The following is a 22,290-nucleotide window of genomic DNA, read 5'->3' on the forward strand; positions in this document are numbered from 1 at the left end:
CTTTTTTATGCAATAGTGCTTTTTTGATCGGAAAATGCGTTCTATCCTTTATTCTTCTCCACTTGTTACATTCACCCCTTTTCCTATTTTGTAAAACTGTCCACCTGCAATATAGTGCAAGGTTCTCAGTTCATCAGGTGCATCATCAAATTGCCAATGTCCCTTGTTAAAAATACGATCATCTGCCCATGATGCAAGCACTTCACCGATAAACATATCGTGTTTCTCGTGATTTTCAGGCTCGGGAATCACTTTACAGATAATCCAAGCAGCACAGCCTTCCACCAAGGGAACATCGAAGCCTTCTTGATAAAATAGCCTCAATTTATCTAATTTGTCCGGATTTTCTTTACGGCTCAGTCCCATTTCGACAACTAATTTAGCTTGTTTCGCGATGGGAATTTGTACGGCAAAATAACCGCTCTTTTCAATCAATTTTCGTGTATAAGCGGCTTTGTCGATGATTACCATTAATTTGGCTTTCGGGAGATAGTCCACTGCACAGACCCACGCTGCAGACATCACATTTTCAATGCCGTCTGCTTTAGCGGAAATCATCGTTGTTGGACCGTGGTTGATTAAGCGATAGAATTTTTCCAGTTCAACAGGTTTAATTGCCATTTTTTGTTCCTTGTTTATTGATAAAAGTGCGGTTGGTTTTTACCGTGTTTTGAGTTCTTAGTAAATATACAAAGGGGAAAATATAGGGTGACCGTGACGTTATTTTTTTCAACATATTGAGATTGTCGGTTTTTATAACGGACGTCATCGTTACGCCCCCTACCGAATCAACAACTATTCGGTATTATCCGTTGCACAAATCTGTTTTGGGGGTAGGGACACACTGCGTGTGTCCGTATTTCAATATGTTATAAGCGGACACAGGCAGTGTGTCCCTACATATCATTGAAATGTCTATTTTGTGCATTTGCTACATAATACCGCAACGATTAGATAGGTTCGTGTTGACAATTTTATTGAAAATTATTTTGTTAAATATCTACCGGTTGCCATGCTTTCCCTTTCACTGGTGGTAACCAAGCACCACCCACTACGCACATTTCCCACAATCGGTTTGGAATACCATAATGATCTGCTTGATTTGGATCAAGCTCGGTGATGATTTCTTGTACGCGATTTTCTTGAATTAACGTGGCAATGTTGGGATTAATCATCACAGTTTTACCGAGACCAATAAATTCTGCCCAACCTGTTTGATAGGCGGCGAGGATTTGTTCTGCGGTGAATAGATTACCAACACCGATAAGCGGTAGTTTACCGTTGATGCGTTCGTGTATTAATGCTAAGCGGGTTTGATTGCTGTCGGCACCACGACGGGCTTTTTTGTAAAAATCCCACAGGGAAACGTGCAAATATTGCAACGGTTTTTGAACTAATTCGTCAATGAGTGCAAAGGTATCCACCATTGTTAACCCATTGTCGCCACTTTCTTCAGGAGAAAAACGATAGCCGATGATGAAATCTGGACGATGATATTTTTCACGCATAGCGATGACTGCATCGACTATAGCAAGGGGAAAACGCAAACGATTTTCTAGGCTACCTCCCCATTGATCAGTACGTCGGTTGCTTTGGGCTGATAAAAACTGTTGGATTAAGTAACCGTTTGCGCCGTGGATTTCCACCCCGTCAAAACCAGCTTTGATAGCTAATTCTGTGGCGTTAGCAAAATTTGAGATTAGCTCATGGATTTCATTATTGGTCAATGCTCGGCTACCGCTGCTTTCATCTTCAGAGGGGGCGACTTTATCTTTGCCGTTTAACAATTCCGTAATGGCAAGTTTACCCCCATGGTGAATTTGCAAAATGGCTTTTGCACCCTGGTTTTTGATTATATCTGCGGTTGCTTTTAAACTATCTAATTGGCTTTCGTGAATGGCTTCGGGCTGTCCGTAAAAGGCTTTGCCACCATCTGCCACGAGGGTTGCGGCGGCAATAAATAAGCCAATGTCACTGGCACGATTGCTTAGAAAAACACGTTCTTCCTCGCTGATTGTGCCATCATTGTGTGAGGAAAAATGAGTCATTGGGGGCAACAGCAAGCCGGTTTTTAATTGTGATGCCATTGTTTAATGTATAAGGCTCTAGGATCGGTTGAAATTTGTTCATAATTTATCTCCTTTAATAGCGTAAAAGGCGGAATTTCCGCCTTATGGATTAATAATGAGCATGGAAAATTTTACTTACAATTTGCCATGTTCCATTTATTTTTAACAAGTTGAAATAATCAGTAAAACCATAGCCGCTTAGATTGTCGGTATCTACACGGGCGGAAGCTGCGTTGCCGGTAATATCAATATAGGCAATCGCAACAGTCGGATTTTCTGAGGGAGTAAAGTGGTTGTCAATCACAGGGAATAAACTTTCTGTTACAGATCCGCCTGCGATTGCTCCGTTTTCACCCACGCTATACATTGTTGCGACTTCGTGAAAAGCGGGCTGCATAATCTCGCTTTTCGCTTGTTTCCCGCCTTCACTGTATTCGTTTAATAAAACTTGTTCGATGGCTTTATATTCCGTTGTGTAAGTTGGTTTCGTCATCTTTATTTTCCTCTGTTGTTTAAAAGATGGTGGCATTATAGTGATCTAATTTAGATTGACTAGATACCAAATTTAAACTAACTTGTTCAATAATATTTGACAATCTATCTTTAGCTATGCAAGAAAACTTAAACGATTTACGCACTTTTTTGCTTGTTGCTCAAACGGGTAGTTTTACCAAAGTGGCGGCTCAATTGAATCTTTCACGAGCAGCGGTAAGCCATACTATTAGTCAGTTAGAACGCCGTTTAGGCTTGAAACTTTTCAATCGAACTACCCGAAGCGTTGCCACGACTGAGGCAGGGCAGCAGCTTTATCAGCAGCTTTGTCCATTATTTCAAGACATTGATAGCCGTTTACTCAATATTTTAAATAATCAAAACCAACAACGTGGCGTGCTGAGAATTAATGGCACTATTCATGCGATTTCAGTTGTCCTTTGGCAAAAATTCCGCCGTTTTTTGGAACATTATCCGAATATTACTCTGGAACTTGCGGCAGAGATGAAGTTTATTGATATCGTAGCAGAACGCTATGATGCCGGTATTCGTGAGGGAGGATTAATGGATAAAGATATGATTGCCGTGAGAGTATCGGAGGCTGTCCGAATGTGTTATGTAGCTACACCCGAATATCTTTCCCGCCACGGTACACCTCAAACGCCGGAGGCGCTGCTTAAACATAACTGTATTCGCTTACGTATTCCCACTTACAACAACTTGTTACCGTGGGAATTTGAACACTCAAAAACAGGCGAACGGTTTAAATTAGCCATGCAGGGGAATTTGATTGTTAATCAGCCTCCCATGACCCGTCAAGCGGCCTTAGACAATATAGGGATTTCATGGGAAATGGCAGATGAAGTAGAAGCCGACATTCAGTCAGGCAGACTTTGCCGTATATTAAGTGATTGGGAATGCATTTATCCCGGTTATTATCTCTACTTTCCTAATCGTACTGAATATTCACCACTGTTAAAAACTTTGGTGGAATGGCTTCGGATATAAAACATCATAAATATTGACCGCACTTTTTAGCTATTTTCTCTGTGCTTGACAATTGATTGAAGTCTTTGGTTTTGCTAAAATCCTCCCCGTTTTTCCTGATGAATCAGAGAAAAATGAGTTCGGATGAAGGTAGCTGGAGAGTAGGGAATTAACCCTACGCCGACGATGTAAAATCTTTCAGGCGCACATCAGTGCAGGGACTGTTACTGGACGAACCCTTGGAGAGATCCATTGCCCTATAGATAGTGGGGTAAATGGACGCCGAAGGCGCAAAAGAGCGGTGGTTTTTCACGCCGTTTTTCAAACGCTCAGGCAAAAGGACAGGGGCTAAAAGACAATCTGTATTTTATTTCTTTTCACGGATGCTTTTCGTCTCCTTGTTGCGTTTATTTGTTTTTAGACAACGAGGAATCACAATGTCATTCACGACAATTTTATCTACGATTGATAGCTTTATTTGGGGGCCACCGTTACTGATTTTATTATCGGGTACAGGGCTTTATTTCACCTTACGTTTAGGCTTTATTCAAGTCCGCTATTTACCACTTGCAATCAGTTATTTGTTTAAAAAAGAACGTGGCGGAAAAGGGGATGTGTCTTCTTTTGCGGCACTGAGTACGGCTTTAGCGGCAACTATTGGGACGGGGAATATTGTCGGTGTTGCGACAGCGGTGCAAGCGGGCGGGCCCGGTGCGATCTTTTGGATGTGGCTGGTGGCATTGCTTGGTATGGCGACTAAATATGCGGAATGTTTACTGGCGGTGAAATATCGGGTGAAAGATCGCCGTGGGTTTATGTCCGGTGGCCCGATGTATTACATTGAGCGTGGCCTAGGCATCAAATGGCTTGCCAAGATGTTTGCGGTGTTTGGTGTGTTAGTCGCCTTTTTTGGTATCGGCACATTTCCACAAGTGAATGCGATTACGCACGCCATGGAAGATACCTTTCATATTCCGGTCATTATCACTGCTGTTGTGGTGACGGTATTGGTGGCAATGATTATCTTAGGTGGTGTAAAGCGTATTGCCACTACATCATCAATCATTGTGCCTTTTATGGCGATTTCCTATGTATTCGTATCAATTATTATCATTTTACTAAATTGGGAACGAGTGCCGGATGCAGTAATGTTGATTATTCGTAGTGCTTTTGATCCGCAATCTGTGCTGGGTGGGGTATTAGGTTTTACCGTAATGAAAGCCATTCAATCGGGGGTGGCACGGGGGATTTTCTCCAATGAATCCGGTTTAGGGAGTGCGCCGATTGCTGCCGCTGCAGCCCAAACACGAGAGCCGGTTCGTCAGGGGCTTATTTCAATGACCGGAACCTTTTTAGATACTATTATTGTGTGTTCAATGACAGGTATTGTATTGGTGTTGACCGGAGCGTGGAGTAATGCCGAACTTGCCGGCGCAACGGTAACCAACGCGGCATTTTCACAAGGGTTGGGATTAGATTTCGGGGCGACCATTGTCACCATAGGCTTATTATTTTTTGCATTCACGACAATTTTAGGTTGGTGTTACTATGGTGAGCGCTGTTTCGTGTATTTGGTCGGAACACGTGGTATTCGTTTATATCGCTTAATATTTATTATTTTGGTGGGGATCGGCTCTTTCTTGAAATTGGATTTAATTTGGATTTTAGCGGATATTGTGAATGGCTTAATGGCATTTCCGAATTTAATTGCCTTAATCGGATTACGTAAGATCGTAGTTGAAGAAACCAAAGATTATTTCAATCGTTTAAAGATTAATCATCACGATCAAGATGAACAATCCCCCTCTCAGTTGTAATCACTCAAAAAGAAAAGGATGCCAAAAGGCATCCTTTTTGCAGTTCTCTATCATAACAATTCTCGAAGAAAAGAAAATTGGCAATCTTCAGAAATTAGAGCTAGATCATATTTTTACATATTAGTATTTTTTTCATTAAAAAATGGCTTGAAAAATCCTATTGAAGAGACTATTTTGATCTTGAATCAAACCGAACCTAAAGGTTCTTAACACGAAGAGGTACAGCTATGACATTAAATATCACCAGCAAACAAATGGAAATCACGCCTGCAATTCGTGAACATGTGGAAGGTCGTCTGGCGAAATTGGAGAAATGGCACACGCAGCTAATTAATCCGCATTTTATACTCAATAAAGTACCAAATGGTTTTAGTGTTGAGGCTTCCATTGGTACGCCACTTGGTAATCTGATTGCGACTGCAACGGCTGATGATATGTATAAAGCGATCAATGAGGTGGAAGAAAAATTAGAGCGTCAATTAAATAAATTGCAACATAAAGGTGAATCTCGCCGTGCTGATGAACGTTTAAAGGATTCTTTTAATTAGAAGTGCGGTCATTTTTGATGCACTTTTCTAAAACAAAATGCCAAGGTAAATACCTTGGCATTTTTGCTTAATATGCTAGATCTGCGTTAAATCAACGTTTTTTGTTTCTTTTGAGGCAAGCAGTGCTAATAAGGTCATTAGTGCGTTAATCGCTAAATAAATTCCCACACCTATGACACCAAATGAGGCATTAATTTTCAACGAAATCATGGCTGCAATGGTGGCACCAATAATAGAAGCTAAATTATAAGCAAGAGAAGCACCGGAATAGCGCACCTCGGTTGGAAATAATTCCGGCAATAGCGCCGCCATTGGGCCAAAAGTCATTCCCATGATTGCCATTCCGATAACCAGAAAAGCGAATACGCTGGTTGGCGTCCCGTTTTGTAAGAATAGCGGCATAGATAACCCGAGTGCGCCAATGGCAAGAGTCACCCAAATCAGCCATTTACGACGCCCGATTTTATCGGCATAAATACCGGAAATACTGATAAAAATACCAAAAACAATAGCGCTGATTAATAATAAACCCGTGAAAGTATTTGCCGGAATCCCTAATCCGAGAGGATGACCGGCTTCGGAAAGATTTGGTGCAGTACGTGAATAAGCCTGTGCAAAGGCGGTCATAATGTAGAAAAGGGAATAGGTTGCCACCATAATGAATGTGCCAATCACCATCGGTTTTAAGTGTTTGGTAAAGACAACGCTGACCGGAGCATTTAATTTTTTACCTTTTTGTTCCGCCTCAATGAAAACATGGCTTTCGTGTAAGGTTAAACGGACGTATAAGCCGACAAATACCAATAACAAGGAAGAGATAAACGGAATTCGCCAAGCCCATTCAACCAGTGCTTCTTGCCCCCAAAAATAGCTGACTAAGAAGAAGGTTCCATTGGCGACAAATAAACCAATAGGTGCGCCTAATTGTGGAAACGTACCATACCACGCACGTTTCCCTTCCGGTGCATTTTCCGTTGCCACTAAAGCCGCACCACCCCATTCACCACCAAGGCCAATTCCCTGACCAACACGGCAAAGACAAAGCAAAATAGGTGCCCAGATACCAATTTGGGAATAGCTGGGTAGTAAGCCGATAATCACGGTTGAGCCACCCATGAGTAAGAGGGAAGCGACAAGGGTTTTTTTACGCCCAATTTTATCCCCAAAGTGTCCGAACAATGCTGAGCCAATAGGACGGGCAAAAAAAGCCAAAGCGAGAGTTGAGAGGGAAAGAAGATCATTTGAAAGGGGATCATCGCTGTTGAAAAACTGGGTATTAAATACCAGTACTGCAGCTGCTGCATAGATATAATAATCAAAAAATTCAATTGCTGTACCGACCATTGAGGCAAGCGCCACCTTCATCGGGTTATTGCGAAGTTGTGCTGTCATATTACTTTCCTTAGAAAATACAAGATAAAAAATGTGATAAATGAAAAGGCTTAAATCCTAGCATTTCCTTTAAAGTTGAGCAATTTCTAAAATCAGTTTCTCAAGTTTGTGAGCGAATAGGAGAGGGTTTTCTGAATGGGCATTGTGACCGGCATTGGGAATGCTCGTTAAATTGAGTTGTTCGGAATGGGCAAGGGCTTGGAATTTAAGATCTTGTTCACCACAAAAATAAAAAAACGGCAGAGAACTTGACCGCACTTTGTCTCGGAAATTCGGTTGTTTGGCGAGGCTAGTGGCAAGTAACATTTTTCCAATGTTCGCACCACAATTCGCTTTTCGTTTTTCAACAAGTGTTGTCCGTTGATGGGCGGTTAAATGGGAAAATACGGGCTGTTGATACCAATCCTCCAACACATTCTCAGGCGGTTCATGGGTAAATCGCATTGCCCAATGGGTATCGTTTTGCCAGCGTACTTGTTTCTCCTCTTCTGTTTTTAAGCCTAAATTAGCCCCTTCCAAAATGATGGCTTGCAAGTTCCCTTTTTCCACATAAGCTTGTAAAGCATAATGCATAGCAATACGCCCACCAAGGGAATAGCCCACGAGAAAATAGGGTTCATTTTTGACTGCACTTTGGATTTTTTGGGAAAGATATTCAGCGGTATCATTAAAACTTTGGACGGTGGTTTCCTTTGCTTTGCCGTGGAAGGGTAAATCAACAGAAACGCAATGAAAGTGCGGTAGATTTTCGATAACTTTTTGCCAATCGGAAGAGGTGCCGAGAAGACCGTGGAGAAAAATAATATTCATCATAAAAACAAGGGCGGGATTCGCCCTTAATTTCCTTATTCACCAATCACAGCATGGCTGATTTGTTCAATTAAACGTTTGTAAATATTGCTACCATCGTTTGGATTTGTTTTGATTTCAATCAATGTCGTTTTACGACGGGTGTAGGCTTGTTTTAACACGCTACTTAAATCTGCCCAAGTATAAGGGTGAGCATATTTAATATCAAACATTGCTGCAATTTGTGAGAAATCACTGTTATGGGGTAAGCGATAAAAACGATCTTTGACCTCTTCCTCCACCGGTAACATATCAAAAATCGCCCCGCCATTATTGTTGATGACAAAAACAATGGTCGGTTGTGTGACATTTTTAAAAAGTGCAAGGGAATTGAGATCGTACAGGGTTGAGGTATCACCAATCATTGCTACAACGGGTTGGTTGCTTCCTACGCCAATACCGGCAGCGGTCGCCAGTAAGCCATCAATCCCACTTGCGCCACGATTGGTATAAATTGGGTAGCCTTCAGGGAGTTTGGTGAGTGCATCGACAAGACGTACAAATAAACTATTGCCGAGGAACAAGATCCCATTGTAAGGCAACACTCGCTCAATATGATGGGCAAGGGAGGCTTCGTTTAAATTTCCACCGACTTGTTGTTCAATAAAACCGGCACAGAATTTAGATAATGCAAGGGGTTCCAGCAACCAAGATTTTTGACGAAGAGGCGGATGAGCTCTCAACCAATGGTGAGCTTTCGCATTAAAACGTGTATGGGTATGATGGTAAGGATCGACTGCTTTTTGCGTTTGTTCCACAATCCAAAATTCGCCTTTAAAGGCTTGTAAAAATTGATTAATACGCTTGCTGATAAAACGAGAGCCAAGCTGAATCACAATATCAGCCTGTAATAATTTTTCACGCACGGTTTGGTTGGCGAGCCAAATATCGGCATAAGGTGTCATGGGTTCTACGCCGGATTGAATATCCGTTAATAACACCCAGCCCATAGTCGTTGCCCAAGCATTGATACCCATAGCTTGTTCCATTGGGAGTTGCCCGACGACAATCACCCCACGTTTGGTACGCCAGTGATCCCAATTTTCATGCATCATTACTTCTTGTTGTTGAGATTCGTGACTAATCCAAGGTTTATTGTGTGCAAGCCAACGTTGAAGTGGTTGTAGCCAAGGATGTGTATCAATCGCATCTTCCGAAGCCTCATAAAGTGGTTCGGCAAAAGGTACATTAATATGAACTACGCCACCTTGTTGGGTTTGCTGAAATATTGCTTGCTCAATCAGAGAAACTAGCCATTGTACAGAATAGTCGGCATTTGGCTTGGGTAGGTTGACATTGGCAACAGGGTAGTCGCCAAACATATTTTGTTGCAAGATGGCTTGATTGGCGCCACATTCCCATAATTCAGGTGGACGATCTGCCGTTAAAACAATGAGATTGACACCACTTTGGCGTGCTTCAATGATTGCCGGATAAAGGTTTGCTGCTGCTGTACCGGAAGTGACGATAATTGCCACGGGAGCTTGAGTGGATTTAGCAATACCGAGAGCAAAAAAGCCTAAACCACGCTCATCAAAATGGCTATAACAGGTGGCGCGGCCAGCGTTTTGTAAGCGGACGGCCTCAAGGGTTAAAGGGGTTGAGCGTGAGCCGGGGGCAATACAGAAATGGGAGACACCTTGGCGACCCAAGGTCTCTAACACCACTTTTGACCAACAACGATTAAACACGCTTACAGACATTCTTTTTCTCCATTATTATTTTCTGCAAAAAGGGTTATTAATCCTGATGCCTTACGTTCAATTTCTTTCCACTCTGCTAAAGGTTCGGAGCCTTCAACAATACCGGCTCCGGCAAAGACACGAATTCGGTTTCCCTCAATAAATGCGGAACGAATCGCGACACAAAATTCCGAATAAGCCTCGCTCATTAATCCTAATGTGCCGGCATACCACCCACGATCAAAGGTTTCAATTTCCGATAAAATCATTCTCGCTTGTTGTTGAGGTAAACCGGAAACTGCCGCAGTGGGGTGAATCGATTTGAGTAGTGCGGAATCTCGATAATGTGCGGTCAAATTTGCCCGAATTTTTCGCAACAAATGTTGAACTTTGCGTAAAGGTTTAAGCTCTACTTCACTGACATCAATAGATTCCACCATAGATTTGATATTCTGTGAAATATCTTGAACCACAAGCCAGTTTTCGTTTAAATTTTTTTCATCATTTAATAACCACTCTGCTTGTTGTTGATTTTCTTTTGAGTCAGCCGTAATCGGTGCGGTACCGGCAAGGGCTTCAGTTAAAAATAAATTATATTCACGGGCAAATAGGCGCTCAGGCGTTGAGCCTACGAATGTGGAATGAGGACTTTCCGCCCATAAAAAATGGTAACAGCCCTGATTCCGGCGCTCGCTTTCTGCAAGGAAATCATAGGCATTGACGGCTTGTTTTAAGTGAAAAACCGTTTCATTCGCTAATACCAGTTTTGTGAGTTCGCCTTGTTTTATTTCATAAAGTGCCTGATTAACCCAATCGCACCACATTTGTTTATTTGCCCGTTGCTCTGTATGGAGCGGTATTTGTTTTGGCGGTTCGCAAAGTGCGGTTATTTTAGGCAAAGTTTTCAATTGTTCCAAAGCCGTTTGTGCAGACGCTCTGCCTTCTACAAAGCAACTTATCGTGATAGTTTTATCATTTTTTTCTATCATCAATTGCGGCAGAATAAATTGTCCGTATCCTTGAAATTGCAGTCCGCCTAGCAGAGGAAAATCAAATGTCTCAATAAATTCTTGTGCTATATTTAATTGGCAAAAAGACCGTACTTCCCCCAATGCCGCGATGACTTTATTTTCATCACGAAAGCGCAAATAGAATTGTGGATAAGTGGTTTGTGATTTTAGCCATGCCAATAAATTGATATTGGCGATCGTGGCTTGAAAACGCACAATATCAGTTTTCCCTTGTTGCAAATAAGTTTCAATTTGAGAACTTAATTGGCTTTTGGCTTGCTCTAAACTACCCATTTTAACTTGTTCAAAATAGACAAAAAATTAGCCCGTATTCTACCGTAATTTATCTGACACAAAAAATTTTTTTACAAAATCTTTGCAAGATTGAAAATTCAGCGTAAATTAACCGCACTTATCACAAAAATAAAAGGAATTGATATGCGATTATTCCCTAAGTCCGATAAATTGGAACACGTTTGTTATGATATTCGTGGCCCTGTACATAAAGAAGCGCTCCGTTTGGAAGAAGAGGGCAATAAAATTTTAAAATTAAATATTGGTAATCCTGCCCCATTCGGTTTTGAAGCGCCGGATGAAATCTTGGTAGATGTCTTGCGTAACTTGCCTTCTGCGCAAGGCTATTGCGATTCAAAAGGCTTGTATTCAGCCCGTAAGGCTATTGTGCAATATTATCAATCAAAGGGTATTCAAGGCTCAACGGTGAACGATGTCTATATTGGCAACGGCGTGTCTGAGTTGATTACGATGGCAATGCAAGCCTTATTAAATGATGGAGATGAAGTGTTGGTTCCTATGCCGGATTATCCATTATGGACGGCGGCAGTGACGCTTTCCGGTGGCAAAGCCGTGCATTATCTGTGTGACGAAGATGCCAATTGGTTTCCCGCAGTAGATGATATTAAGGCTAAAATTAATGCGAAAACCAAAGCTATCGTGATTATCAACCCAAATAACCCAACGGGAGCGGTGTATAGCAAAGCCTTGTTGGACGAAATCGTGGAAGTGGCTCGCCAACATAATCTGATTATTTTTGCGGACGAAATTTACGATAAAATTTTATACGATAATGCGGTTCATCATCACATTGCGGCATTAGCGCCGGATTTATTAACAGTGACGTTTAACGGCTTGTCAAAATCTTACCGTGTCGCCGGTTTCCGCCAAGGCTGGATGATTCTAAATGGCCCGAAAAATCATGCACAAGGTTATATTGAGGGTTTGGATATGCTTGCCTCAATGCGTTTGTGTGCCAATGTACCAATGCAGCATGCGATTCAAACAGCACTGGGCGGTTATCAAAGTATTAATGAGTTTATTTTGCCGGGCGGACGTCTATTGGAGCAACGTAATAAAGCTTATGAATTGATAACACAAATTCCCGGTATTAGCTGCGTGAAACCTATGGGAGCGCTTTATATGTTCCCGAAAATTGATGTGAAAAAATTTAATATTCATAGTGATGAAAAAATGGTGCTGGATTTACTTCGCCAAGAAAAAGTGTTGCTTGTGCATGGTAAAGGATTTAACTGGCATTCACCGGATCACTTCCGCATTGTCACCTTGCCTTATGTGAACCAGTTGGAAGAGGCGATTACCAAATTAGGGCGTTTCTTAGAAAACTATCATCAATAGGAAAAGTGCGGTCAAAAACGTCATATTTTTAATTATTATGGGGAAAATACACAAAATAGGGGATTAGTGAAATGTGGAGACACACTGCGTGTGTCCGTTATAAAGCCAAATTATTTCAATAGGTTAAAATTTGGACACACGCAGTGTGTCCCTATCTACCCCAAAAACAGCTTTGTGTGACTGCTACATCATACCGAACAACAGAAAAAGTGCGGTAGAAATTGACCGCACTTTCAATGTAAAAATGGAATCATCACTGATTCCATTTTTTGTTTAGTGGGTGCTTGTACTGGTTGTGGTACGATTTGCCCGTTTACGATCGTTTTCCGTCAAAAGTTTTTTGCGAATACGGATCGATTCCGGTGTCACTTCCACTAATTCATCGTCATCAATAAATTCAATGGCTTGTTCAAGGCTAAATTTCACTGGTGTGGTGAGGACAATGGCGTCATCTTTACCTGAAGCACGCATATTGGTGAGTTTTTTACCTTGTAAGCAGTTAACGGTTAAATCGTTTGAACGGCTATGGATACCAATAATCTGACCTTCATAGACTTCCACGTTGGCATCGATCATTAATTTGCCTCGTTCTTGTAAGCCGAACAATGCATAAGCGAGAGCTTTACCTGTGGCGTTAGAAATTAACACACCATTTTTACGTTGACCGATTTCGCCGCCTTTGATGTCATCATAATGGCTGAAACTGGAGTAAAGCAAACCGGTACCGGAAGTCATGGTCATAAATTCGCCACGGAAGCCGATTAAGCCACGACTTGGAATAATATATTCTAAACGAACACGCCCTTTACCATCCGGCAACATATCACGCACTTCACCTTTACGGATACCTAAGGCTTCCATCACAGAACCTTGGTGCTGTTCTTCCACATCAATGGTCACTTGCTCATAAGGTTCTTGTTTTTTGCCATCAATTTCACGATAGATAACTTTTGGACGGGAAACGGCAAGTTCATAGCCTTCACGGCGCATATTTTCAATCAATACGGAAAGATGTAATTCGCCTCGACCGGATACACGGAACTCATCCGGGTTTGGGGTTTCTTCCACACGTAACGCTACGTTGTGAACCAATTCTTTATTTAAACGTTCAAGAATTTGACGTGAAGTGACATATTTTCCTTCTTGACCGGCAAATGGAGATGTATTCACACAGAAGAACATCGTCACAGTTGGTTCATCAACGGTTAATGAAGGCAGTGCTTCAACGGCATTGATATCGCAGATGGTATCGGAAATATTGAGTTCGCCTAAACCGGTGATAGCTACGATATCGCCGGCATAGGCCATTTCTTCTTCATAACGTTGTAAACCCAGATGTCCAAGCACCTGACCAACACGCCCTTGACGGGTTTTCCCCTCGCTATTAATGATAGTGACCGGTTGATTTGGTTTAATTGAACCACGTTTAATGCGACCAATGCCAATGACCCCAACATAGCTATTGTAGTCTAATTGGGAAATTTGCATTTGGAACGGCGCATCTAATTCCACTTTTGGTGGTTCAACATGTTTAACAATGGCTTCAAATAATGGGGTCATGTCTTCTGCCAATTCTTCATGTTCTAAACCTGCAACACCATTTAACGCAGAGGCATAAATGATCGGAAAGTCTAGCTGTTCATCCGTTGCACCAAGATTGACAAATAAATCGAAGACTTGATCCACAACCCAATCAGGGCGGGCACCCGGACGGTCAACTTTGTTGATGACGACAATCGGTTTTAATCCGTGAGCGAAAGCTTTTTGAGTAACGAAACGGGTTTGCGGCATCGGACCATCAAAAGCATCGACCACTAAAAGAACTGAGTCAACCATTGAAAGCACGCGTTCTACTTCACCACCAAAGTCAGCATGTCCCGGTGTATCGACAATGTTAATACGGTAGTCATTCCAATTAATCGCCGTGTTTTTGGCAAGGATCGTAATACCACGCTCTTTTTCGAGATCATTAGAATCCATGACACGTTCATCTATGTCGCCACGTGTTGCTTCAAAAGTACCGGATTGTTGAAGAAGTTTATCTACAAGCGTAGTTTTACCATGGTCAACGTGCGCGATAATCGCAATATTGCGTAGTTTATTAATATCAATTTTGTTTGTCATTGCTTATTCTGAATAGGTTATGTAAGGTGTGTGAAACGATGTTTCACGCACGAATTAAACGGTTTGTTGTTTTCATGCGTGGGTTGAAGACCATTCACACGCTTTTGTGATAAATAGCCCTTATTTTGAGCACGAAAGGGCGAGGATTATACATGACTTTTATATTGCCCGCTATGTTAAATAATAAAAATAAATCCAATGAAAAGCAGCAGAGATTAAGCTATAATGCGACCTATTTTTTAATAATCCTTACCTAGCAAAATAAATAATAGAGGAACGACTTATGTCAAACGCAAATGCCATCGCTAATGTATTTAAACTGATTGAAGAAAATGATATTAAATTTGTGCTTCTTCGGTTTACTGATATTAAAGGCAAGGAACACGGTGTATCTATTCCGGTTAATCTTGTGGATGAAGATATGTTTGAAGACGGTAAAATGTTCGATGGTTCATCCGTAGAAGGTTGGAAAACCATCAATAAAGCCGATATGCTTTTAATGCCAATGGCTGAAACTGCCGTTGTTGACCCATTTGCGCAAATCCCGACTCTTTCTCTTCGTTGTAGCGTGTATGAACCGACCACGATGCAAAGTTATGATCGCGATCCTCGTTCTATTGCGATTCGTGCTGAAAATTATATGCGTTCTACCGGTATTGCCGATCAAGCATTCTTTGGTCCTGAACCTGAATTTTTCTTATTTGATGATGTGCGTTTTGATGTGTCGATGAACCGCGCATCTTTTTCCGTTGATGATGTGGAAGCGGCTTGGAATACCAACAAAAAATATGAGGGGGGGAATAATGGTTATCGCCCTCTGAAAAAAGGTGGGTATTGTGCCGTTGCTCCTATTGATAGTGCACATGACATTCGCTCTGAAATGTGTCTGCTTTTAGAAGAAATGGGATTAGTCATAGAGGCTCACCATCACGAAGTGGCAACAGCAGGTCAAAACGAAATTGCAACGAAATTTAATAGCTTAACGTTAAAAGCAGATGAGACTCAAATCTATAAATATGTGGTGCAAAATGTCGCACTTGAACATGGTAAAACTGCGTGCTTTATGCCGAAACCAATCACCGGCGACAATGGTTCGGGTATGCACTGTAATATGTCATTAAGCAAAGAAGGTAAAAATATCTTCCAAGGCGATAAATATGCCGGTCTTTCTGAAACCGCACTTTACTATATTGGCGGCATCATTAAACATGCTAAGGCATTAAATGCGTTTACAAATCCAAGTACCAACTCTTATAAACGCTTAGTACCGGGTTATGAAGCACCGGTATTATTGGCTTATTCAGCAAGTAACCGTTCCGCCTCAATCCGTATTCCTGCAGTGACAAGCCCGAAAGCGATTCGTATTGAAGCCCGTTTCCCTGATCCAATGGCAAACCCATATCTTGCATTTGCCGCTTTATTAATGGCGGGATTAGACGGTATCGTGAATAAAATCCACCCGGGTGATGCGATGGATAAAAACCTTTACGATTTGCCACCGGAAGAACTTAAAGACATTCCTGCTGTAGCAAGCTCACTTGAAGAAGCCTTGAATGCTTTGGAGAAAGACTACGAATTCTTAACTCACGGTGATGTATTCAGTAAAGAGTTTGTGGATGCTTTCATCAGCATTAAACGCAAAGAAGTAGAACGCTTAAATATGACCCCACATCCTGTGGAGTTTGAGATGTATTATGCGTAATTTGAGCTAGAAAACTGTATATTGAGCAAAGAAAGTGCGGTTGATTTTGACCGCACTTTTTATATGTATATTGTTAAATTGTGTTGCTAGTGTATAATCACGCCCCAATTAGTGATAAGGATAAAATATGCTAACGAAACTGTTTAGTAAGTTTGAACGTTTTTTCGCTTTTGATGAATTACTGAAACAACTGATTATTCGTGATGTGAAACTCAAGTATAGACGTAGTTATCTTGGTTATCTTTGGAGTATTTTAAATCCATTGATGTTAATGATGGTGCTTGTTTTCATTTTTTCTAATTTATTTAGATTTGATATTCCTAATTTCCCTCTCTATATGATTTCGGGACAATTTTTATTTAATTTTATGACTGAAGCAACAAATATGTCTGTTGGGTCTATTACAGGAAATGCTTCTTTAATCAAAAAAACATATGTGCCTAAATATATTTTTACCGTTTCAAAAGTAGGAAGTTCATTAGTTAATCTATTGTTTTCAATAGGTGCTTTATTATTGGTAATGATTTTTACTAATGCAGAATTTTCTTGGAATCTGTTATTTTTCCCTATTATTATTCTCGAAGTCTTTATTTTTAGTTTAGGTGTAGGGCTATGGCTTGCGGCAATTACAGTTTTCTTTAGAGATATTCAATATCTTTGGGGAGTGTTTATTTCTATGTGGATGTATTTAACTCCCTTATTCTACCCTGCTTCCATTATTCCTGAAGAATACCGTTCTCTCTACCAAAATGCAAATCCAATGTATGGTTATATTGAACAGTTTAGAGATATTGTTTTGCATGCTAGATTTCCACAAGTGGATAGCGTTTTAATTGGGTTTACGACAGCATTTATTGTATTAATTTTAGGTGCTTGGTATTTTAATAAAAAACAAGATGAATTTATTTTATATATCTAATGAAAAATGAAACTGTAATTAAAGTCACTAATGCCACTGTTCGCTTTAATAAGGCAACTGAAAATTATAATGGCTTAAAAGAATATGTGATTAAAATGCTAAAAGGGGAATTAATGTTCCAAGAATTTTTGGCATTGAAGGATATTAATTTTGAAGTAAAAAGAGGAGAATCTTGGGGACTTATTGGCACCAATGGTTCAGGCAAATCGACTTTGCTCAAACTTATTTGTGGCATATTAAAACCCTATAAAGGAACTGTAGAAGTTCATGGCAACATTGCGCCATTAATTGAATTGGGGGCGGGCTTTGATGGTGAGCTTACTGCGAGAGAAAACATCTATCTCAATGGTGCATTACTCGGTCATAAAAAAACTTTTATGGAGCAGCATTTTGATGAAATCATTGATTTTGCAGAGCTACAAGATTTTGTTGATGTTCCGATTAAAAATTTCTCATCAGGTATGGCGGCTCGTTTAGGTTTTGCCGTAGCGACTATTGTTAAACCTGAAATACTCATTGTTGATGAAGTTCTAGCTGTAGGAGATGCAGCTTTCCAAGAGAAATGTAAAAAACGAATGGAAGAAATGCTTGCTGGAGGAACGACATTGCTCTTTGTTTCGCATTCAATCGAACAAGTGAGAGAACTTTGTCAGAATGTGATTTGGATTGATAAGGGAATAGTAAAAACAATAGGAAGAGCTAAAGATATTATTTACAGTTATAAGATTTAAATAATAGTGAGATACTAAAAATCTAAAAATAAAAGGTAAAGCTTTAATGAATCAATCTATATTATGAATAGTGGCATGATTTTATTATTACACTCTAATTTTTCTTCTTTTTTATCCTATAGGGATTTTTAGGAGGAGAGAAATATCTTGTTTAGATAAGATGTTTTATTTTTTATATTGTATTTAGAGTTATTTAATTTATTAATTAAGAAAGATAGTATCTTACTCATAATTTATTTATTTTTGTATTGTTATAATTAGAATGTCTAAATGTTATTTTGACGAATATTAAAACTATCTTATTGGAATGTTTTTTCTAGAGGTTTACCTAAGATAAATTTTGAAAAATTAAATTTTTTATTAAAATCAAAAGGAAATAATATGAATTCTATACAGAATGTTGTGTACCCACAGGTATCTTTATGTACTGAAACAGAACTTTATTTTAGATATAATCAGTTTGCTGATTTAAATATAGGAAAGGCATTTTTCTCTCTAGGTAAATCAGGATATATCAATACAGATACTTATTTTAATAGCCTTAGCGTTGGTAAATGGAAACGCCATGCAAACATTAATGATTTGAATTTTTCTATAAAATTTAAGGGAAAAATCAAAATTGTATGGTTTTTAAACCGCTTACACTTTAGTAAGAAGATTTTAAAAGAAGTTTATTTAGAGACTGAAAACTTATCTGAGGTATCTGTTTCATTAGAGTTTTGGCAGGAGCTTGAAGATGGTATGCTTGCATTTGAATTGATTGCTTTATCTCAATCGGAAATTCATCAGTTTAGTTATATCACCACTACCCCGGTTGTAAATAATGTTTTATTAGGCATTGTTATTACGCATTTTAATCGTCAGCAATATGTACTACCTGCTTTGGAACGTCTTAAAAATGAACTATTAAATACAGAGGAATTTAAAGATAATATTGCTTTATACGTTGTTGATAATAGCCAGAACTTACCACAAGTAGAAAATGTTCATATCATTCCAAATGAAAATTTAGGTGGTTCAGGTGGTTTTTCTAGGGGGTTAATGGAATTAAAAGATCAAGGTGTGTTCACTCATTGTTTATTTATGGATGATGATGCCTCTTGTGAAGTTGAAGGTATAAAGAGGACTGTTCGCTTATTAGAGTATGCTAAAGATCCTGAGTTGGCTATTGGTGGGGCAATGTTACGTGAAGAGGAAATGTATCGGCAATATGAAAATGGGGCGAAGTTTGATGGGTTATTGACGCCTATTAAACCAAATTTAGACTTAAGATATGTTGATCAGTTACTGTTTAATGAACAAGAAGAACATATTGATTTTGCGGGGTGGTGGTATTTTGCATTCCCACTTTCAAAAGTTAAACATTACGCATTTCCATTTTTTGTTCGTGGTGATGATATTGGCTTTGGTCTTACCCATAAATTTAATATTATTACTTTAAATGGTATTTCTTCATGGCAGGGAGATTTTGCATTAAAACACAGTCCATTGACAGCATATTTAGACAATCGTCACCAGATTATGCAACATTTCCATCATTTTTCCGATAAAGGAATGCTAAGTTTACTAAATATAACGGCGAGAATGATATTAAAAAATCTTCTTACCTATCATTATGAAACAGCTCTTGCTTCTATTTATGCTATTGAAGATGCTACGAAAGGTTGTGATTTCTGGCGTAATAATGCGGATATGGTGGAAAGACGTAAAGAAATTTTAAGAATTGTGCATAATGAAAAAGTAATAGATGTTCCATATGATATATCAACCCAAGCAGTTTTTGGAAATCCTCATGAAAGTAGATTAGAACGATTATTTCGTTGGGCAACATTAAACGGTAATCTGTTACCAAGTATGTTTTTTAAAAAAGGAATTGTTTCGCAACCTAAAGGATTTGGTGGTAGTTTAAGAGAGGTTTATCGTTATAAAAAAGTGTTATATATCCATTTCCCAACGAATAAGGGCTTTATTTTAGAACATGATAAGGGAAAATTTTTTAATTATGCTTTTAGATACCTAAAAGCAATTTATAAATTAGTGAAAAATTACAACCATTTGAAAAAAGAATACCAAAACTCTTATGATGAATTAACTAGTCCAGGATTCTGGAAAAAACAATTTAAACAAGATCAGTAATTAAGGTAAAACGTATGAAAACATTCCTTTTAGTCGGCGCTGGTTTTTCTAATGCCGTTATTGCTCGAGAATTAGCTGAACAAGGCTATAAAGTAACCGTTATCGATCAACGTTCTCATGTGGCAGGTAACTGTCACTCTGAACGTGATGTAGAGACCAATGTGATGGTACATATTTATGGGCCACATATTTTTCACACGGATAATGAACGTGTATGGGATTACATTAATCAATTTGGCGAATGGATGCCATTTGTGAATCGTGTAAAGACAATTAGTCAAGGAGAGGTGTATTCATTACCAATTAATCTGCATACCATTAACCAATTTTTTGGAAAAACTTGTTCACCAAAAGAAGCGAAAGCGTTAATTGAAAGTCAAGCAGATATGTCAATTGCCGATCCGCAAACCTTTGAAGAACAGGCTATGCGTTTTGTGGGTAAAGATTTGTATAAAGCATTTTTCTATGGCTATACCAAAAAACAATGGGGAGTAGAACCAAAGGAATTACCAGCAAGTATTTTAAAGCGCTTGCCTGTGCGTTTTAACTATGACGATAACTACTTCGCCCACAAATTCCAAGGTATGCCAAAAGACGGTTATACAGTCATTGTGGAAAATATTTTAAATCATGAAAATATTGAAGTATGTTTAAATACAGCATTTACAGAATCAATGAAAGTGGAATTTGATCATATTTTCTGGTCAGGTCCACTTGATGCTTATTTTGGTTTTGAGCTTGGTCGTTTAGGCTATCGTACTTTAGATTTTGAAGCTTTTCGAGATGAAGGTGATTTCCAAGGGAATGCAGTAATAAATTACGGTGATGAAGAGGTGCCTTATACCCGTATTTCTGAACATAAACATTTTGCACCTTGGGAACATCATGAAAAAACTATTTGTTACCGTGAGTTTAGTCGTTTATGTGGTGAAGATGATATACCTTACTACCCGATTCGTTTAGTGAAGGATAAGGCGTTACTTCAGCAATATGTTGAAAAAGCAAATAAAGAAACGCAAGTAACCTTTGTTGGGCGTTTAGGAACTTATCGCTATTTAGATATGGATGTGACGATTAAAGAAGCACTTGAAACGGCCGACAATGTCAAGGCAGCTCTTGTAAGCGGTCAAGAATTGCAGCCGTTTTACGTTAATATGGATGTATAATTTTTTAAATTGTTAGTCCTTAGTTTTAAACCATACATTGTGTAAGCTATGTATGGTTTTTGTATAAATGTTGATATCAAATATGTTAAATAAACCGACTATTTGTGCCGTGGTTGTGACTTTTAATCGAAAAGCACTTTTACTTAATTGTTTAAATGCCATTAAACAACAAACTTATCCTGTAAACCATATTGTTGTTATTGATAACGCCAGTACGGATGGCACAGCTGATTTTCTGTACGAGAATAAATGGGTTAATGATGCGTTTTTCACATTTATTTCATTACCTGAAAATAGTGGAGGTGCAGGTGGATTTTACGAAGGTATTAAATATGCAACAGAACAAAATTTTGATTATATTTGGTTGATGGATGATGATGGGGTTCCTTCCGAAAATTGCTTAGAAAAATTGATGCCTTATTGTTCAGAAAGTTGCTACATTGGACCAATGGTGCTTGATAGTCAAACAAAAAATAAATTGAGTTTTGCAATGCGTCTACCAAATTCGTTGCAAGTATTTGATACCTATGAGGATATTTCTGCTTCTTTAAAGAAAGAAAATATCATTCCTCATACAGTTTTACCTTTTAATGGTACGTTAATTTCATCAAGGCTTATTAAAAAAATGGGATTAGTCTGTAAAGATTATTTTATTTGGGGTGATGAAAGAGAATATACATTAAGAGCAGATAAATTTTCTGCAAAAATTTTGACGGTCCTTGATGCTATTTTCTATCATCCTGTTGATAGTTCTCAATCAGCTCCAATGTTTTTTGGTAGATTTCGTTTTAATAATGCATATTCAGATTTAAAACAGTATTGTTTTTTACGTAATTCGATTGCAATTTTTTCACAGTATCACGGTACATTCTATGTAATGGCTTTTATTCTAAAAACGAGTTGGTTTTATATATTTACAAAACCAAGTTTTTCTCGGCTGATTTTTGCATGGAGGGCAATGTATCATGGTTTAATTCAAGATTTTACCCATCATAAAAAATACTTAAAGTAAA

17 protein-coding genes, 1 pseudogene and 1 riboswitch are annotated in these 22,290 nt (G+C 39.1%); of the genes and pseudogenes, 10 read left to right on the plus strand and 8 right to left on the minus strand.

Features of this window, described 5'->3' with window-relative positions:
• Nucleotides 1-48: 48 nt before the first annotated feature.
• The 3 genes and pseudogenes from BKK54_RS05335 to BKK54_RS05345 form a co-directional block, all read right to left on the minus strand.
• On the minus strand, nucleotides 49-621 hold the full coding sequence (locus tag BKK54_RS05335; RefSeq protein WP_077542095.1) for a flavin reductase family protein: 573 nt from the start codon (nucleotides 619-621) through the stop codon (nucleotides 49-51).
• A 371-nt stretch (nucleotides 622-992) separates the two neighbouring features.
• Nucleotides 993-2,130, minus strand: a pseudogene (locus BKK54_RS05340) (NADH-dependent flavin oxidoreductase).
• 48 nt (nucleotides 2,131-2,178) lie between these two features.
• A complete protein-coding gene (locus tag BKK54_RS05345) occupies nucleotides 2,179-2,562 on the minus strand; it encodes a nuclear transport factor 2 family protein (protein ID WP_077542096.1) in 384 nt (127 codons plus the stop codon).
• 116 nt (nucleotides 2,563-2,678) lie between these two features.
• Between BKK54_RS05345 and BKK54_RS05350 the strand changes: the two genes are divergently transcribed.
• The 3 genes from BKK54_RS05350 to raiA all read left to right on the plus strand — a co-directional run bounded on the left by BKK54_RS05350 (nucleotide 2,679) and on the right by raiA (nucleotide 5,913).
• Nucleotides 2,679-3,569 carry a LysR family transcriptional regulator gene (locus BKK54_RS05350; protein ID WP_077542097.1) on the plus strand — a complete coding sequence of 297 codons (891 nt, stop codon included), beginning with the start codon at nucleotides 2,679-2,681 and terminating at the stop codon, nucleotides 3,567-3,569.
• A gap of 208 nt (nucleotides 3,570-3,777) precedes the next feature.
• Nucleotides 3,778-3,903: riboswitch (glycine riboswitch) on the plus strand.
• Between the two features lie 82 nt (nucleotides 3,904-3,985).
• Complete coding sequence (locus tag BKK54_RS05355) at nucleotides 3,986-5,365, plus strand: alanine/glycine:cation symporter family protein (RefSeq protein ID WP_077542098.1); 1,380 nt, start codon at nucleotides 3,986-3,988, stop codon at nucleotides 5,363-5,365.
• A gap of 227 nt (nucleotides 5,366-5,592) precedes the next feature.
• Nucleotides 5,593-5,913, plus strand: a complete 321-nt coding sequence (raiA, locus tag BKK54_RS05365) for a ribosome-associated translation inhibitor RaiA (protein WP_077542100.1) — start codon at nucleotides 5,593-5,595, stop codon at nucleotides 5,911-5,913.
• 75 nt (nucleotides 5,914-5,988) lie between these two features.
• Here raiA and BKK54_RS05370 read toward each other — a convergent pair whose 3' ends face one another.
• The 4 genes from BKK54_RS05370 to BKK54_RS05385 all read right to left on the minus strand — a co-directional run bounded on the left by BKK54_RS05370 (nucleotide 5,989) and on the right by BKK54_RS05385 (nucleotide 11,140).
• Nucleotides 5,989-7,305 carry an MFS transporter gene (locus BKK54_RS05370; RefSeq protein WP_077542101.1) on the minus strand — a complete coding sequence of 439 codons (1,317 nt, stop codon included), beginning with the start codon at nucleotides 7,303-7,305 and terminating at the stop codon, nucleotides 5,989-5,991.
• A 69-nt stretch (nucleotides 7,306-7,374) separates the two neighbouring features.
• Entirely contained in the window at nucleotides 7,375-8,118 is a 744-nt protein-coding gene (menH, locus tag BKK54_RS05375; RefSeq protein ID WP_077542102.1) for a 2-succinyl-6-hydroxy-2,4-cyclohexadiene-1-carboxylate synthase, read from the minus strand.
• Between the two features lie 32 nt (nucleotides 8,119-8,150).
• Complete coding sequence (gene menD / locus BKK54_RS05380; protein WP_077542103.1) at nucleotides 8,151-9,857, minus strand: 2-succinyl-5-enolpyruvyl-6-hydroxy-3-cyclohexene-1-carboxylic-acid synthase; 1,707 nt, start codon at nucleotides 9,855-9,857, stop codon at nucleotides 8,151-8,153.
• A complete protein-coding gene (locus BKK54_RS05385; RefSeq protein WP_077542104.1) occupies nucleotides 9,848-11,140 on the minus strand; it encodes an isochorismate synthase in 1,293 nt (430 codons plus the stop codon). The genes menD and BKK54_RS05385 overlap by 10 nt, the downstream gene beginning before the upstream one ends.
• 144 nt (nucleotides 11,141-11,284) lie before the next feature.
• On the opposite strand from BKK54_RS05385, the gene BKK54_RS05390 reads away from it, so the two are divergent.
• Nucleotides 11,285-12,499 carry a pyridoxal phosphate-dependent aminotransferase gene (locus BKK54_RS05390; RefSeq protein WP_077542105.1) on the plus strand — a complete coding sequence of 405 codons (1,215 nt, stop codon included), beginning with the start codon at nucleotides 11,285-11,287 and terminating at the stop codon, nucleotides 12,497-12,499.
• Between the two features lie 273 nt (nucleotides 12,500-12,772).
• Here the strand turns inward: BKK54_RS05390 and typA are convergent, their stop codons facing one another.
• Nucleotides 12,773-14,623, minus strand: a complete 1,851-nt coding sequence (gene typA, locus BKK54_RS05395; RefSeq protein ID WP_077494595.1) for a translational GTPase TypA — start codon at nucleotides 14,621-14,623, stop codon at nucleotides 12,773-12,775.
• Between the two features lie 283 nt (nucleotides 14,624-14,906).
• Between typA and glnA the strand changes: the two genes are divergently transcribed.
• The 6 genes from glnA (at nucleotide 14,907) to BKK54_RS05425 (ending at nucleotide 22,289) form a co-directional block, all read left to right on the plus strand.
• Nucleotides 14,907-16,325 (plus strand): glutamate--ammonia ligase, encoded by a 1,419-nt coding sequence (glnA, locus tag BKK54_RS05400; protein WP_077542106.1) that lies wholly within the window; start codon nucleotides 14,907-14,909, stop codon nucleotides 16,323-16,325.
• Nucleotides 16,326-16,452: 127 nt separating this feature from the next.
• A complete protein-coding gene (locus BKK54_RS05405) occupies nucleotides 16,453-17,244 on the plus strand; it encodes an ABC transporter permease (RefSeq protein ID WP_077542107.1) in 792 nt (263 codons plus the stop codon).
• Nucleotides 17,244-17,975 (plus strand): ABC transporter ATP-binding protein, encoded by a 732-nt coding sequence (locus BKK54_RS05410; RefSeq protein ID WP_077542108.1) that lies wholly within the window; start codon nucleotides 17,244-17,246, stop codon nucleotides 17,973-17,975. The genes BKK54_RS05405 and BKK54_RS05410 overlap by 1 nt, the downstream gene beginning before the upstream one ends.
• A gap of 381 nt (nucleotides 17,976-18,356) precedes the next feature.
• A complete protein-coding gene (locus tag BKK54_RS05415) occupies nucleotides 18,357-20,111 on the plus strand; it encodes a glycosyltransferase (protein WP_077542109.1) in 1,755 nt (584 codons plus the stop codon).
• Nucleotides 20,112-20,125: 14 nt separating this feature from the next.
• Nucleotides 20,126-21,277 (plus strand): UDP-galactopyranose mutase, encoded by a 1,152-nt coding sequence (gene glf / locus BKK54_RS05420; RefSeq protein ID WP_077542110.1) that lies wholly within the window; start codon nucleotides 20,126-20,128, stop codon nucleotides 21,275-21,277.
• Nucleotides 21,278-21,359: 82 nt separating this feature from the next.
• Nucleotides 21,360-22,289 carry a glycosyltransferase family 2 protein gene (locus tag BKK54_RS05425; RefSeq protein ID WP_077542111.1) on the plus strand — a complete coding sequence of 310 codons (930 nt, stop codon included), beginning with the start codon at nucleotides 21,360-21,362 and terminating at the stop codon, nucleotides 22,287-22,289.
• Nucleotide 22,290 lies beyond the last annotated feature (1 nt).

This window comes from Rodentibacter genomosp. 1 (assembly GCF_001999285.1).
Taxonomy (GTDB): Bacteria; Pseudomonadota; Gammaproteobacteria; order Enterobacterales; family Pasteurellaceae; genus Rodentibacter.